Raw genomic sequence first — 14,631 nt, forward strand, 5'->3', positions numbered from 1 at the left:
GTTAGTTCACAAAGCACAAGAGATTTGAGATCAGTATTAGAGTGACGCCACACCTCTTATAATTATTGATATGTACGCCTTTCAAAAGAATCTGCTTTATAGAATGTATCCACAATCTATATTTTACTACATGTAATATTTATTTGGTGTAATTTTTACGAATATGTATAATTGCATTAAGTTTACGAGAAAAAGAGAGTATACTTTGGTATTGTGTAATAAAGAAAAAGCCCACCTACGGAAATAGGTGGGCTTTTTAACGCATAAGGAAAAGACACCCATATAAGAGTGTCTTTTCCGATAGTTTGTTTAGCAGAAGCAAGCAGCTCCAACGATGATTAATAATATAAACAATACAACTAATAAAGCAAATCCTCCAGCAAAGCCACAGCCGCCGCCGCAACTACCACCATATCCCATAATGGTTCCTCCTTTAAATCGGAGGTTAAAAAAAGGGTTCACTCATGTATTTTAACGGATTCAATTTACTGTATGTTTTTAGGCATTAATTGTGCAGGTCCTTTTGAAAAGAAACCATAAGGACTCTAAGAATAGCAAAACATCATATATTTTTAAAAAACAAACCATTTAATTATATCAATAATAAGATTATTTAATATAATATATTAATCCTTACAGAAGGGAGGAATAACCATGGAATTAGTTTGTTTTAAAGTAGTAAGTGGACAATACTTCTTAGTAGTAGAAGGTATCCAGATTCCTGTACCAATTCCAGCATTTGCTGCAGCTTTATTAATTGGTTTAGGAGTAATCCCACTTTGTTCTTAATTTAAGGAATTCCAGACAACCCTACCTTTCAATCGATTAACCCTCATGTGTATGAATGCTTGGGGGTTTACATAAAGAAAAGACACCCAAAGGTGCCTTCTTAGGTTTAATAACCGCATTTTATTTTCCGCGTAGACTTTGTTCATATGATTTAACTTCATCGATAGAGCTAAATGTTTTTAAATCAAATATTTTGTTACCATCAACACATACTACTAATAATCCATCTTTACCTTGAATGACACTTCCAACATTGCCCTTTTTTAGAGAAATGCTAAAAGGATGGTCTACATTCATTGTTTTCTTCTTCTCTACATATTGATTAAATTCCATGCCAACTGGGAAAGCCTCTTTTAATTGTTGAAGTGTATACTCAGTTGTAGTTGGCGGATCATTTTTAGTCTTTTCTTGTTCTAATTGTTCTTGTGGTTTAGGTGTTTCTTGACTCGGTTGTGTAGTTTTTTGAAGTGACCTAGTTTGCTCTTTTTCATAGAAGTCTACTTTAGATTTCAACTCTTTGATTTGTGTTTTTAATTCTTGCTGTTCTTTAAAGTGTTTATCGGTAATTTCATCCATATCTTTTTGTGAATACTTAGGTTTCATATCTTCTGGTTTGGAATCCTTAAAAATAGATATGGAAGCAATGATAACGACTATTACAGCGATAATTCCAATAATTATTTTCTTGTTCATGTATGTTCCTCCTGGAGTATAATGGTATCATTATATAATAATTAAATATTTTTAGGTAGAAAAAAGACACCCTAAGGTGCCTTCCTCCGACTTGAACCACTTTAGTTTTAATAACATTTGTTTATTTTAATAATATAAAATAAATATGTAAGAGAAGTTTTATGTTATACTGTAATTACCTAAGTTATTATTGCACATGGGATTCCCTTTCCCTGTGCTTTTTTATTTTAAAGATTAACGATGATCTTTTTCTTACTCCAGAAATTAGGTGTGAATTGTAATTTTAATTTCTCACCTATAGGTTGTTCAAATACAAGAGTTCCTGCCACTTGTCCTTTGGGCGCTAATTGGCCAGAATTAAGTGCGGTATTTTGATTGATCATTGATAAGGTCGGTCTAGTGATATTACCTTGGCTATTTCTCATTTCGAAGTCAAGCGTATTGTATGAGATATCCTCTTTTCCACCATTATATATATTTACTGCTACCAATATGTATTCATGCCCTTGTCTTGGTTTATCGAATTCTCCACCAGGAGATTTTTTAACTTCGGTTACAGTTAATCTGTGGTCACCTAACTTAATAGTCTCGCCAATCGAATATTCTTTTTTCGAATCTTTTTCAGCATTTTTAACTTCTTGACCTTGGGCTGTCACCTCTTGAGGTTGGTATTTAGTTTTCGGATCACCAAATACTAATATCAACGCACAAAAAAATAAGAAAGAACCGACTAAAATGAAGCTTCCCCATCCAATATATTCCCAAACCTTTGATTTCTTTTCAACTTCCACCCGTATTTCTCCCCTTATATATTAGATTTTTATAATAAAATAGTATCAAAATTCCCATTATTTGAGTACAAGATATTTAGAATATACAAAAAAAGAGAGCTTTGCCCTCTAATTTTGATTAACATAACGTATGATTAAGCAGATACAGCAGCCTTATCTTTACGGAAGATTCCCATCAATCCACCGATTAATAATAAAACTCCTGGTAATAAGTAAATTGCAGAGATACAAATAAATCCACCGATAGCAGCAACAGTCATCATGATACCGCCAACTTTAGCTTTACTTCTTACCATAACAGAACCAACGATTCCTAATACAGATAGAGCTACAGCACCCCATCCTAAGCCAATAACAGTGTTTGCGCCATCAGCTTCTAAAGCAGATCCTAGCCCACCAATAAATAATGCGATAAATGCACATAGGATTCCAAAAATCCCACCAATAAGTCCTAATACAAATTCAGCTGTTCTTTTCATTTTAATTTCTCCTTATTTAGCCACGTCAAATTCGAATTTGACAGATTTTTCATCGAATGTAAATGTTGGTTTGAATGTACCAACGAATTTATCGCCTTCTGGCACGTCAAATGTCATTTTGTTAGTAATTTGGTTACCCGGTGCGATATTTTCATTTACGAATGTATCTCCTCCGCCAAAGTACTCTTTGAATTGATTGCCGTTAACGTCGGCAATTTTTAGTTCAGAAGTTCCGAAATATATATCTTTCTTGCCATTGTTTTTAGCATTAAATGCGATTTCTAAAACTTTTCCTTTTTCAGCTTTGATGTATTCGTTAGGTTCAACGAATTTAGCTGAACTGAAAGTTAGTTGTAGACCATTAACTTCTACTGTATCCCCGATTTTATAAACTTTGTTTTCAGTAGATGCTTTTTTGTCCTTTTTTTCTTCTTGTTTAGGAGCATTGTCTTTACTTACTTCTTTAACTTCTGTTTCTCCGCACGCTGCTAAACTAAAAGCAAGTGCTCCTGCTAAAGCAATTGTACCCATTTTTTTATACATGTTTGTTCCTCCAGTTATGTAAAATGTAAGATTTCCGAAACTATCATAACAGAAACGGTTACAACTATTTTGTCATATTTTGTCGAATGAAAATAAAAAAAGAGAGCCGAAGCTCCCTTTGGATAAATTGGTAAAATTATGTAAAATTTTACCTCTAGTAAATGGAAATGATTTCTTTTATTATGGATTCAAATACAATATCTTTAATTTGAAATATCGAGCGCTGCAACGCTTCGTATTTCGTTTTAGAATCTTAACGATAGATTTGTATTATCTTGATGTGTAAAGATGTTTATGCGTTAAAATAAGGAGTGTGAAGCCTACATAAAGTACTTTTTTATCAAGTATGTATATTCCACTAAGAGGTTTAGCGCTTTCTTTTGTGGTTCTGTGTCTAAATCAGAAATTTGGTCTAATATGACCTCGACTTGTGGTGGAATTCTGTATTCTCTACCAACCAAGTTGTCCAAACTAATGTTATATAGATTAGCAAGCTTGATTAGAGTGGAAACATCAGGTTCTGATCGACCTGCTTCCCAATTGGTATACGTTGAACGAACAACATTTAAATGGTGAGCAACATCGTTTTGAGTTAATTTATTTTTCTTGCGAAAATATACTAGCCGTTCGCTAAGCAATGACTATTCACCGCCCTTTTTAATCTGTGACAATTATAAGCGAACGAAGGAAGTAGATGGTATATATTTGGATAAAACGATTAATTTCGTGACATGAAATTAATAAAATGACTCATTTTGAACCTCGATAAAATTAATTAGAACAAAAGTTCGGTTTTATGGTAATATATGCATATGGGTTCTTCAAACGTCGTATGCATAATTGCATTTTTTATTTTTCTTTGACCTGATAAACGTTGCTATATAGCGTTTATCAAACTTTCTCAACAATTGTCAGGTAACTCCATGACCGAATTTTGGGAAAAATGTGTTATTATGAAAACAACTAAAAACGGACGTAAAAAAGACTCACAGCGTGTATAAGTAGTGCGCTAACACTCTTATACCGCTTTCCCTAATCTCGGTAGGGAAAACACTTACTGCAAGTCTTACATAAATTATAACACATCTTTTGAATGTAGTGACGCGTTTTCCTCAAAAGTTAAAAAATGGGTATAACGTGTCTTTTGTTCCGGCAAGGAGGAGCAAAACAGTGCAGAAACTATTACTAAAAATGAAAGATGATTTATTTGCTGCTGGTATTACTAATAAAGAATTAGCGGTGCGACTTGGAATCAACGAAAAGAAGGTTTCCTACTATCTTAACGGCAACTCACAATTTAGCTTTCAATGTTTTTCAGAAACATTAATTCAACTGTACAAAAACAATCCGGAATTAAGAAGATCTTGTTTGTTTGAGTATTGCGAGAAGATAAAAGGCAATAAAAATTTAAAAATAGGTATGGAATTCGTCCATGCTAGAGGTGAATTTGATTTACTGGAAATGTTAATTAATAAGGCCGAACTTTCCAAAAATGAAGTTACAAAAGAATGGGCTAAAGTTTATCGTCTTTTATACAAGAGAAGTAAAGAAGGCCTTGTTGGACAACCGTTACTAACAGAGGTTGAAAAACATCAAAAAACTGTAAAAAGTAATGAAATGAATTTACTCCTCGATATTATTTATTGTTATGGTCTTTATGATTTAAGTGATTATCGTTTTCTATATAGATACGCACGTGACGTTAAAGAAAAGATCGAAAACGGAATCCCTCAAAAGGAAAAATTTTTAAAGCAGAGTTTCACTATAAAAATTAATGAGAGTATCCACGCTACTTGTCTTACTCTTTGCAAAATAAAAGAAGCAAGAGAGTACACTCATTATTTAATGAACTACCTTGGAGAACCGGGAAAATACCCTATTCCACAAGCGAGTGCGTTATATGTTCTTGGAGAATCGTATATATTTGAGGATTATAACAAGGCTAAAGTTTATTTAGAACAAGCGTTATACGCTCTTGGTGATACTTTTAATGACCTAATGAAAAATAAAAAGAAATGTATTATAAACACGTTGAATTTCCTCAAGGTATATCATGGGAAAGATTTAGATGATTTGTATCTTACTGATCCTGCAGAGATTGCTTATCTAGAAATTAAAAAAGGTAATAAAAAAAGGGCTATTGAAATATTAAATGGATTAGAGTACCAAAACGGTAAGCTATCCGCTTTCCAATTATGCTATATGGGTATCGCGAAAGGAGATAAAAAACTGATAGAAAATTCTTTAAAGAAATTCGAGCAAGTCGGCAATATCTTTTATGCTCAATTACCTAAATTATACTTGGGTATCCTTTGAAAAAATGGTATAATTAACTTATAGGTAGGTGAGAGCATATTGAAAAAGATTCTATCAACTTTATCGGTGTTAGCAGTTCTTGGAGTGTTTTTATTCAATACTTCTGATATTGTAAAAGAACAACCTAAGCAATCAGCTATTACTGAACAAACTCAATACAAAATGATGGTCGATCCAGGCGGCGGCGGAGCTGGCTGATTATAATAATATATATATTTAAATGGCATTACCTCTCGTTGAGGTAATGCCATTTGTGCTTTTCGGGGAAATCCTATTTTTGAAGAAAAAAACCAAAAAGGTAATCATTGTGAATCGTTCACAAACTACATAGAAAAACTGGGGGTTTTAGGGATGAGAAAAGAGAACTTAGCTGAGGTGCTATGGAAGGCACTTGTTATGGGAGAAATCACAAATGATGAAAATAAGAAAAAAGAAGTTGCTAATATAGAGCTGCAAATAATGAATAAAAAAAATGATTGTTAGCTTCTCGCTGACAATCATTTAGTCATCTGAACCAAGGGCTGCTTGCATCATTTTATAAAGCATCTCCTGTTCGTGTTTAGGTTTTTGTTCTAGCTTTTCAAGTAATACATCGAATTTCTTTCGTAAATCTGAGTATTGTTCGCTACTTAACTGAGGATCATCAGAAAGTCCTAATAAGTAATCAGTAGTACAATTTAGAACTGTAGCGATTTTTGTAATAGCTTTTCTACCAGCATCTTTTTTATTGTTTTCTATCTCTGATATTGTTGATTTCTTCAAATCAACACGGTTACCTAATTCTTCTTGTGTCCATTTCATTTCTTTCCTTAATTGTTTTACCCTATCCCCGCGCATAATTAATCCACCCTTTTTATTCAAATTCAATTTATATACGATTAGAAAGTTCAATACTCACAGTATTACTGTAGTAGTATTACAGTAATTAAGTTCATTTTATTATAAAAGTTCGCTCAGAGCAAACTTTTCTGCGGTTGTTAATTATAATAGTAGAATTTACAGATTAAAAATAAATAAAAAAGTTTTTAAAAAATAGTTCCCTTTTTTCGAACTTTTTGATATAGTATTACTTGTAAGCGAGGTGAACAGGAAAATGATTTTTGACAACAAAAAATTGTCGGCTTTGCTTGATGAAAATGAAATGAGACAGATACAACTAGCTAAAGAGATAAAACGCTCTAAAAGCACGGTTTGTGAATATGTTAAGGGTACGAAGTCTCCAGGTAAGGAAGCAGCCTTTGCTATTTCTAGAGTATTTTCAGTACCTGTGGAAGATCTTTTTAAAAAGGTTGAATAAATCGAACTTAATAACGTTAAAATAGATTTTTTTTAAATATTAAGTTCGATTTTTTCGAACAAATAAAAAGGAGCGATATTATGAGTCAACTACAAAATTTTAAAAATGAAATTTTTGAGGTATCAGCAAAATTCGAAAATGGCGAAGTGTTGTTCGATGTAGAACAAGTTGCTAAGAGTTTAGGTATTGCGAGAACTAAAAATAACAAAATGTATGTGAGATGGGATAGGGTGAATTCTTATCTTCCTAAAAATTCCCCACAAGTGGGGAAAGGTGATTTGATTCCTGAACCGTTGGTATACAAGCTAGCTTTTAAAGCAAGCAACGAATTAGCAGAAGCTTTTCAAGATTGGTTAGCAATTGAAGTGCTTCCTTCTATTAGAAAACACGGAGCATACATGACAGATCAAGTCCTGGAACAAGCGGTAACAAATCCAGACTTCGCAATCGGTCTTCTCACTAAATTAAAAGAAGAGAAAGAAAAGCTTGCAGCAGCACAACAACAAATCGTGCAGCAACAACCGCTAGTAACATTTGCAGAAGCGTGTATGCAATCGGATAAGGCACTGAAAGTAAGCGAAGTTGCTAAGTTAGCAGCAAAACATGGTATCAAAACAGGTCAAAAGAGATTATTCGCAACACTTCGAGAGTGGGGGTTAATCTTCAAAAATAAAAATGAACCAACTCAGAAAGCAATCGACAGTGGTTACTTCGAAGTTGTACAAGGTGTAAAAGAAAAGCCTAACGGAGAGCCTTTCACATGGCTAACGCCTTACGTAACACCAAAAGGACAAGCCTACATCATAGACCGACTGAAGAAAGAACAAGAACAGAAGGCGGTGTAAACAATGGAAGAAAGTTCATTATCACTAGCAATCATATCAGCGACAATATGTGTATTTGTATACCTAGTACACCGAATTGAAGTTATAGCAAAGAGAGCAGGATGGCTTGAAAATGACGAATAAACAGCAGCGTGATAAATACGAACTAAAGAAACTAGCATGGATCATAAAGGATTTAAGAGCCAGAGGGATACATAACAGCGCGGATAAGGTTGAGGAAATGCATAAGGAGTTTATAACTCTAGCTAAATAGGACAAGCTGGATAGATAGGAGGTGAAAGATATGCATAAATCATATAGGTTTCGGCTTCATCCCAATGAAGAACAAAAGGTGTTAATTCATAAAGCTTTTGGATGTGCGAGATTTGTTTATAACTATTTTCTTACAAAAAGAAAAGAAGCATATGAAAATGACAAAATTACTCTGACAAGATTTCAATGCGATAAACAATTAACATCACTAAAAAAGGAAATCGAGTGGTTAAAAGAGCCTGATAAATGGGTACTACAAAACGTTTTAAAAGATCTCGATGTAGCTTTTAAAAAGTTCTTTAATGAGAAGAAAGGCTATCCAAGATATAAAAAGAAACATGCTCGAGACAAATCTTACAGAACAAACAATAACGGAAATACAGTTCGAATTGAAGGTGACAAAATAAGGTTACCAAAGGTTGGTTTAGTTAAATTTTCAAAATCTAGAGAAATAGAAGGACGAATTATATCTTGTACAGTACGCCAAAGACCATCAGGGAGATATTTTTTATCTATCTTGTGTGAAATTGATGAACAAAAGTTCGAGAAGACAGAACGATCTGTAGGGGTGGATTTAGGAATAAAAGATTTTGCAGTCCTTTCAACTGGAGAGAAAATACCTAATCCTAAAAACTACAGAAAATACGAAAAAAAGTTAGCGTTTTGGCAACGTAAGCTTTCTCGTAGGAAAAAAGGAGGAAAGAATAGAGAAAAAGCCAGATTACAAGTTGCTTGTATTTACGAAAAAATAACAAATATACGAAAAGATTTTCTGAATAAATTGTCTACTAAGTTAATCCGTGAAAACCAAACGATTTGCTTAGAAGATTTAAAAGTTAAAAATATGATGCAAAATCACAATTTATCAAAAAGTATCGCAGATGCAGCATGGCATACTTTCCGTGAAATGCTAGAGTACAAAGCTAATTGGCATGGGAAAACAATATCAATTATAGGTAAATCATTCCCTTCGTCTCAACTATGCTCTTGTTGCGGATATAAAAATAAAGATGTTAAAAATTTAAATCTTAGAGAGTGGGAATGCCCAAATTGTAAGACACGTCATGATAGAGATGTTAATGCAGCTATAAACATCTTAAATGAAGGAATTAGATTGTTAGCGTAAACTAACTTAACTGTCGGGTAGACAGGGATAGCTCGGTCATTTCCTTTCATTAGAGAGGATTACCCAAGAATCTCATTGAGAATGCCACAAGCCCTCGCTTGTCGATATGCAGTAAGGTTTACAGCCTTCGCTTGTCGGAATATTCAGGAATTTAATGTTGGTCCCCACCTTATTGAAAGGTTCCTGGATATTCCGATGCGTGAAAGCATCAAAACAAAATGAAGAAACGCCCAGTTGGGAGACAGGGCGTTTCGAGAAAAGTCGAAAAATTAAGTTATCCTCATTATATCACATCGACTTTTCGTAGTAAATAAGGAGGAATGTGGAAATGGTTGAAAACGGAATGTTAATCGGAAATCATCACGATTTATCAGCTAGAGACTTCATGGATTACTGCCAAGGATGTGGCGGAGAAATTTTCTACGGTGAAGGATACCTTGATTTTAGTGGTGATCCAATCCATACCGAATCCGAATGCATCAAACAATACGTTGAAGAACATTCGATGAAGAAAGTGGCAGGTGAATAATATGGAGGCAAATGTACTTATTACAACTGAAGATATGGCCCATGAACAATGGTTAGAAGCTAGAAAAGCTGGTATTGGCGGTTCTGATGCAGCTGCTATTGCGGGTTTAAATAAATGGAGCTCTCCAATTGGAGTTTACTACGACAAAACAAGCGAAACGGTTAAAGACCAATTACCAAGTGAAGCGGCTTACTTCGGAAATGTTTTAGAAGAAATTGTAGCTGAAGAATTCAGCAAACGCACTAATTTGAAAGTTAGAACATGCAACGCAATCTTACAACATCCTGAATACCCTTGGATGCTAGCAAATGTGGACAGGCTTGTTGTTGGTGAAAAGGTAGGACTTGAGTGTAAAACGGCTTCTGAGTACCTAAAGAAAGAGTGGGAAGGTGAAGAAATCCCAGCTTCTTATCTTCTACAGTGCCAACACTATATGGCTGTAACGGGTTATAAAGCATGGTGGATAGCGGTATTAATCGGCGGTAACAAATTCATCTATAAAAAGATTGAACGAGATGAAGAAATTATTCAGTACCTAATCGATATTGAAAAAGACTTCTGGTTAAACCACGTTGAGAAGGGAATACCTCCAATGTTTGATGGATCCGATGCATCATCTACTCTACTAAAAGAAATGTATCCTGATTCGGTTGAGGATAGCGAAGTCGAGTTAGGAAGTGAGGTTGAGTTATTAATAGAAGCTCGTGATCAGGTAGATAAGGAAATTAAAGCGTTGGAAGAACAAAAAGCAGAGTACGAAAACAAAATTAAAGCAAAACTCGGTTCAAATGAAATCGGAAAAACAGAAAACTACAAGGTTTCTTGGAAAACACAAATTTCAAATCGGATTGATAGTAAACGTTTAAAAGAAGAGCAACCGGAATTGTACAAACAGTATACAAAAGAATCTAAAAGCAGAAAATTCACAGTTAAATAGGGAGGAAATGAAAAATGGCAAACAATGAATCTATTAAAAATCAATTAGCAAACCGTACTGAAAATAAACCAGTTAGTCCTGAGCAAACAGTTGAAGCTTATATGAAGAAAATGGGTCCGAGAATGGCTGAAGTATTACCAAAGCATATGGATATGGACCGTATGAGCCGTATAGCACTCACAACAATAAGAACTAACCCAACTTTATTAGAATGTACTGTTCCTTCTCTAATGGGCGCTGTGATGCAAGCAGTGCAGCTTGGATTAGAACCAGGATTACTTGGACATTGTTACTTGCTTCCTTTCAATAAAAATGCAGGTACAAAACAAAATCCTCAATGGGTTAAGGAAGTTCAATTCATCATCGGATACAAAGGAATGATTGATTTAGCAAGACGTTCTGGTCACATTCAAAGTATTTACGCTCATGCAGTGTACGAGAATGATGAGTTCGAATACGAATTAGGGTTACATCCTAAATTGACACATAAACCTTCATTTGGAGATAGAGGTAAGTTCATTGGAGCATATGCAGTAGCTCATTTTAAAGACGGTGGGTATCAAATGGAGTTCATGCCGGAAAGTGAGATTGAAAAGCGTCGCGGTCGTTCTAAATCAAAAGACTTCGGCCCTTGGAAAAGTGATTATGAAGAAATGGCAAAGAAAACAGTCGTGAGATCGATGTTTAAATACTTGCCAATTAGTATCGAGGTTCAAACGCAGGCGCAACATGACGAAGTGGTTCGAAAAGACATTACAGCAGAACCAGAGTTTATTGAAGCAGAAGAAACAAGTGAAGAAACAACAAATCAAGAACAATCAGAAATTGTATTTGAACAATGATAACTACAAAAACAAATGTTGTTCTTCCTGATTGGTGCTTAAAGGGTACTAGTCAGGAAGAGATAAAACAAAACATTTTGCAATATATGAAGCGTTATGACGGATACAAAGTTTTGCGAGTAAAAAACGGGATAGCAATTTGCGAACGAGGTGATTGATTTGCAATTACATTGGAGAAAAAAAGAGCGTGATGATAGTAAGCCTTTCCCAGTGAAGGGATATAACCTTACTAAGCTATTAAAAAAGGTAAGAGAGTTAGAAAAAGATGGATATGAACATGTAAGGCCATATCAAAAAATCTACAAGCAAAGAAAAGACTTTGATTACGACATGGGGAGAAACTTCAGTAAAGGTGGATTTAAATTTAACGGTTATATAGATACAGTTCAGTATCTGTTTGTAATGAGGAAGAAAGCGGAGTAAAGGCAGGTGAGACCTTGTGACGGGGTGGATAAAATTGCATCGAAAGATTATGGAAAGTTCTATATGGACGGATAGTAACAAATTCAAGTTGTGGACGCTTTGCTTAATGAGAGCTTCTCATAAAGAACGTGAAGTGTTTGTTGGAAATCAGGTTGTAAGTCTTCAAAGTGGTCAATTTGTTACTGGTAGAAAAGCATTAGCAGAAGAATTTAATAAAGGTGTTAAGAAGTCGCAGACCATTTCAGAAAAGACCATCGAACGATATTTAGCACTATTTGAAGAGATGGAGATGCTGACCATCAAAAAAACCACGAAATACAGCGTCATATCAATACTTAACTGGCATCTGTATCAACAAAGTGACCAACAGTTGACCAACAAAAATGAGCATTTCGAACGAAAAATTGACCAACAAATGACCATCAAAAAAGAGCCTGAAAACACTGATATACCAATGTTTTCAGAGTTTGAAGAAACTAAAAGTGACCACAACTTGACCAACAAGTGTCCAACAAAATCGCAAAAACTGACCACAAACAAGAATGTTTTAAAGAATGTTGTTGTTGAAGAAACTCCGTCACAAGAACAAGTAAATATAATCACTGATAAATATATGAGATTGAAAGGAAGAGGTTTCCCTGGACCAGATGATTATAGTACAGCGAATCAGCTCTTACAGGAAGGTGTTCCTTTTAATGAAATACTTTTCTACTTAGATGAATGTTTTCAAAACTATAAACCTAAACATTCAATGGATCGGATAAATTCATTTAGATATTGTGCGAGTTACATCTATAACAGATGGCATTCAAAACAACAGACGAACAAGCCATTAACCGTAATACCTGGTAAACAAAAGAAAAGACAAGCGAAGAACGCGGAATTACTTGCTAAATATGAATAGAGGGGATAAGGAATGGAACAAAAGGAAGTTACGGGTTTGCTACGTTACATTGTTGCAGTATACCCACACTTTGAGCTTACAGATGACCTTGTGAAAGTATGGATTGACCTAATGAAGGATGTTCCTTACGAAGAAACACTTGTGAAGTTAAAGGAACATTGTAAAACAAATAAGTTTCCTCCCAAACCAGCTGACCTATTACATGAAGAAAAATATAGCGGGCCAACTGTATTAGGGACGAAACAATTATTTAAGCAGTGGGACGAAAATAGCAAAGACGTGGCGCCGCCGGAGGAACGGGAAAAGCACCTGAAAGAAATAGCGAAGATATTGGGGATTAAACGGAGGGGAAGACAGTGAATCACACTTTAGATTACGAGGGTTTATATAGCATTCAAGCGGAGCAAGGTCTTCTAGGAGGACTGATATTAGATCCAGACAAGATAAAAGATATTAATTTAATACCTGAGCAGATGTATCGTCCTCAGCATGTCCATATCTTCCGTATTATGCTCGAAATTGACAGTGGAAACGAACCAGTAGACCTTATAACAATGACCGCTAGATTGGCTGAGAAAGGGCTTATAGAGGATGTTGGTGGGATTGGATATCTTGCTCAATTATCAGAGACTACGCCAAGTACTTCTAATATTAAATACTATGAAAAAATCGTATGGAGTAAATGGCGAGATAGAGAGGTTGTTAGAAATACAGAAGCGTTAAAACAGGCGGTTCATAGCGGAAACGATACAGAACTCGCTATTCAAACACAAATGGCAGCGCTACTGAATTTAAGTAGGGAAGACAAGAACAGTGACGGGCGAATCAAGGACGGACTTATAGAAGTTTTTGGAGAGTTAGAGAATCCGGTTCGCGGATTGGCTGGAATGGATACGGGATTTACTGAATTAAACCGCATGACGGCAGGATTCAAACCACAAGAATTCATAATTGTTGCGGCTCGGCCGTCTGTAGGGAAGACAGCGTTTTGTTTAAATGTAGCTAATAATGCGGCAGGAGAACTCAGTGAAGGTGATGTAGTCGCTATCTTCTCGTTGGAAATGGGCAAGAAAGAACTATTGAAAAGAATGGTCAGCATTAACGGCAATATAGATGGGAATCGCATGAAAACAGGCGAGTTAAACCCAGAAGATTGGACGAAGTTAACACAAGCTATGGGAGTTTTAAACAACAAAAACATTCGAATCTTTGATGATGCAGGGATTACAACGAATTTCATTTGGTCAAAGGTTAAAAAATTATGCGATGAGTTCCCAGGTAGACAAATCATGGTGATCATCGACTACTTACAGCTCATAACAGGGAATCCGGTACATAAAGGAAACAGACAAGCAGAGATAGCAGAAATTAGCCGGACACTTAAAACGATGGCTCGTCAATTAAATGTATGTGTGGTTGCTCTATCTCAGTTGAGCCGTGGTGTAGAACAACGCCAAGACAAAAGACCTATGATGTCAGATTTACGCGAGAGCGGGCAAATAGAGCAGGATGCAGACGTCATAGCGTTCCTATATCGGGAGGATTACTACGACCGAGAAACAGAGAACAAAAACACGATAGAAATCATCATAGGGAAGCAAAGGAATGGCCCGGTTGGATCGGTAGAATTGGCATTCATTAAGGAATACGGAAAGTTCGTAAATTTGGAAAGAAGGTTTGAACAATGAAAAGTCAACTAAGCTTTGATGACATATTGGGGACTTTCGATTACAAAGCAAAGAGTACGGCGGAGCAATTCTTAGCGAAGCCGAGGGAATGGCTAGGAAGAGATACGGGAAAATACAGATTGTTGACATATACATTTCAGACAGATCTCTTAAAGAAATTATGGAGCTAGATTAGGA

22 protein-coding genes are annotated in these 14,631 nt (G+C 35.3%); 15 read left to right on the forward strand and 7 right to left on the reverse strand.

The window, feature by feature from the left end; translation table 11 throughout:
- Window positions 1-309: 309 nt before the first annotated feature.
- Window positions 310-420 (reverse strand): YjcZ family sporulation protein, encoded by a 111-nt coding sequence (locus F8162_RS00620; RefSeq protein ID WP_151582595.1) that lies wholly within the window; start codon window positions 418-420, stop codon window positions 310-312.
- Window positions 421-654: 234 nt separating this feature from the next.
- On the opposite strand from F8162_RS00620, the gene F8162_RS29210 reads away from it, so the two are divergent.
- The gene (locus F8162_RS29210; RefSeq protein WP_255260301.1) at window positions 655-789 is read left to right on the forward strand and encodes a hypothetical protein; all 135 of its coding nucleotides are present in this window, start codon (window positions 655-657) and stop codon (window positions 787-789) included.
- Between the two features lie 120 nt (window positions 790-909).
- Here the strand turns inward: F8162_RS29210 and F8162_RS00625 are convergent, their stop codons facing one another.
- The 5 genes from F8162_RS00625 to F8162_RS00645 form a co-directional block, all read right to left on the reverse strand.
- The gene (locus F8162_RS00625; RefSeq protein ID WP_151582597.1) at window positions 910-1,482 is read right to left on the reverse strand and encodes a hypothetical protein; all 573 of its coding nucleotides are present in this window, start codon (window positions 1,480-1,482) and stop codon (window positions 910-912) included.
- Between the two features lie 227 nt (window positions 1,483-1,709).
- A complete protein-coding gene (locus tag F8162_RS00630; protein WP_151582598.1) occupies window positions 1,710-2,273 on the reverse strand; it encodes a DUF4352 domain-containing protein in 564 nt (187 codons plus the stop codon).
- Window positions 2,274-2,407: 134 nt separating this feature from the next.
- On the reverse strand, window positions 2,408-2,752 hold the full coding sequence (locus F8162_RS00635) for a DUF4064 domain-containing protein (RefSeq protein WP_151582600.1): 345 nt from the start codon (window positions 2,750-2,752) through the stop codon (window positions 2,408-2,410).
- 12 nt (window positions 2,753-2,764) lie between these two features.
- Complete coding sequence (locus tag F8162_RS00640; RefSeq protein ID WP_151582602.1) at window positions 2,765-3,295, reverse strand: DUF4352 domain-containing protein; 531 nt, start codon at window positions 3,293-3,295, stop codon at window positions 2,765-2,767.
- Between the two features lie 320 nt (window positions 3,296-3,615).
- A complete protein-coding gene (locus F8162_RS00645; RefSeq protein ID WP_151582604.1) occupies window positions 3,616-3,933 on the reverse strand; it encodes a helix-turn-helix domain-containing protein in 318 nt (105 codons plus the stop codon).
- A gap of 532 nt (window positions 3,934-4,465) precedes the next feature.
- On the opposite strand from F8162_RS00645, the gene F8162_RS00650 reads away from it, so the two are divergent.
- The 3 genes from F8162_RS00650 (at window position 4,466) to F8162_RS29215 (ending at window position 6,094) form a co-directional block, all read left to right on the forward strand.
- A complete protein-coding gene (locus tag F8162_RS00650) occupies window positions 4,466-5,611 on the forward strand; it encodes an AimR family lysis-lysogeny pheromone receptor (RefSeq protein ID WP_151582606.1) in 1,146 nt (381 codons plus the stop codon).
- Between the two features lie 39 nt (window positions 5,612-5,650).
- Window positions 5,651-5,809 (forward strand): hypothetical protein, encoded by a 159-nt coding sequence (locus tag F8162_RS28565; protein WP_192797582.1) that lies wholly within the window; start codon window positions 5,651-5,653, stop codon window positions 5,807-5,809.
- 153 nt (window positions 5,810-5,962) lie between these two features.
- Window positions 5,963-6,094 carry a hypothetical protein gene (locus F8162_RS29215; protein ID WP_264158316.1) on the forward strand — a complete coding sequence of 44 codons (132 nt, stop codon included), beginning with the start codon at window positions 5,963-5,965 and terminating at the stop codon, window positions 6,092-6,094.
- Window positions 6,095-6,112: 18 nt separating this feature from the next.
- On the opposite strand, the gene F8162_RS00655 is transcribed toward F8162_RS29215, so the two are convergent.
- Window positions 6,113-6,448, reverse strand: coding sequence for a helix-turn-helix domain-containing protein (locus tag F8162_RS00655; protein ID WP_098168466.1), 336 nt, complete (start codon window positions 6,446-6,448; stop codon window positions 6,113-6,115).
- A gap of 256 nt (window positions 6,449-6,704) precedes the next feature.
- Between F8162_RS00655 and F8162_RS00660 the strand changes: the two genes are divergently transcribed.
- From F8162_RS00660 to F8162_RS28570, 11 genes are all read left to right on the forward strand, one after another.
- The gene (locus F8162_RS00660; protein ID WP_000575564.1) at window positions 6,705-6,908 is read left to right on the forward strand and encodes a helix-turn-helix transcriptional regulator; all 204 of its coding nucleotides are present in this window, start codon (window positions 6,705-6,707) and stop codon (window positions 6,906-6,908) included.
- A gap of 80 nt (window positions 6,909-6,988) precedes the next feature.
- Window positions 6,989-7,753: a phage antirepressor KilAC domain-containing protein gene (locus F8162_RS00665; RefSeq protein WP_151582608.1), complete on the forward strand. Its 765-nt coding sequence runs from the start codon at window positions 6,989-6,991 to the stop codon at window positions 7,751-7,753.
- Window positions 7,754-8,036: 283 nt separating this feature from the next.
- Complete coding sequence (tnpB, locus tag F8162_RS00670) at window positions 8,037-9,131, forward strand: IS200/IS605 family element RNA-guided endonuclease TnpB (RefSeq protein ID WP_151582610.1); 1,095 nt, start codon at window positions 8,037-8,039, stop codon at window positions 9,129-9,131.
- 328 nt (window positions 9,132-9,459) lie between these two features.
- Window positions 9,460-9,660, forward strand: a complete 201-nt coding sequence (locus F8162_RS00675) for a hypothetical protein (protein WP_151582612.1) — start codon at window positions 9,460-9,462, stop codon at window positions 9,658-9,660.
- Window position 9,661: 1 nt separating this feature from the next.
- A complete protein-coding gene (locus F8162_RS00680; protein ID WP_151582614.1) occupies window positions 9,662-10,597 on the forward strand; it encodes a YqaJ viral recombinase family protein in 936 nt (311 codons plus the stop codon).
- 14 nt (window positions 10,598-10,611) lie between these two features.
- A complete protein-coding gene (gene recT, locus F8162_RS00685) occupies window positions 10,612-11,439 on the forward strand; it encodes a recombination protein RecT (protein WP_151582616.1) in 828 nt (275 codons plus the stop codon).
- 150 nt (window positions 11,440-11,589) lie between these two features.
- Window positions 11,590-11,862, forward strand: coding sequence for a hypothetical protein (locus F8162_RS00690; RefSeq protein ID WP_225990126.1), 273 nt, complete (start codon window positions 11,590-11,592; stop codon window positions 11,860-11,862).
- Between the two features lie 34 nt (window positions 11,863-11,896).
- Complete coding sequence (locus F8162_RS00695) at window positions 11,897-12,766, forward strand: hypothetical protein (protein WP_151630066.1); 870 nt, start codon at window positions 11,897-11,899, stop codon at window positions 12,764-12,766.
- Between the two features lie 12 nt (window positions 12,767-12,778).
- On the forward strand, window positions 12,779-13,126 hold the full coding sequence (locus F8162_RS00700; RefSeq protein ID WP_151582622.1) for a replicative helicase loader/inhibitor: 348 nt from the start codon (window positions 12,779-12,781) through the stop codon (window positions 13,124-13,126).
- Window positions 13,123-14,454: a replicative DNA helicase gene (gene dnaB, locus F8162_RS00705; protein ID WP_151582624.1), complete on the forward strand. Its 1,332-nt coding sequence runs from the start codon at window positions 13,123-13,125 to the stop codon at window positions 14,452-14,454. Before F8162_RS00700 ends, dnaB begins: the two co-directional genes overlap by 4 nt.
- Window positions 14,451-14,624 (forward strand): hypothetical protein, encoded by a 174-nt coding sequence (locus tag F8162_RS28570; RefSeq protein ID WP_192797584.1) that lies wholly within the window; start codon window positions 14,451-14,453, stop codon window positions 14,622-14,624. Before dnaB ends, F8162_RS28570 begins: the two co-directional genes overlap by 4 nt.
- Window positions 14,625-14,631 lie beyond the last annotated feature (7 nt).

Origin of the sequence: Bacillus sp. CH140a_4T (assembly GCF_008923725.1) — a bacterium.
GTDB lineage: Bacteria > Bacillota > Bacilli > Bacillales > Bacillaceae_G > Bacillus_A.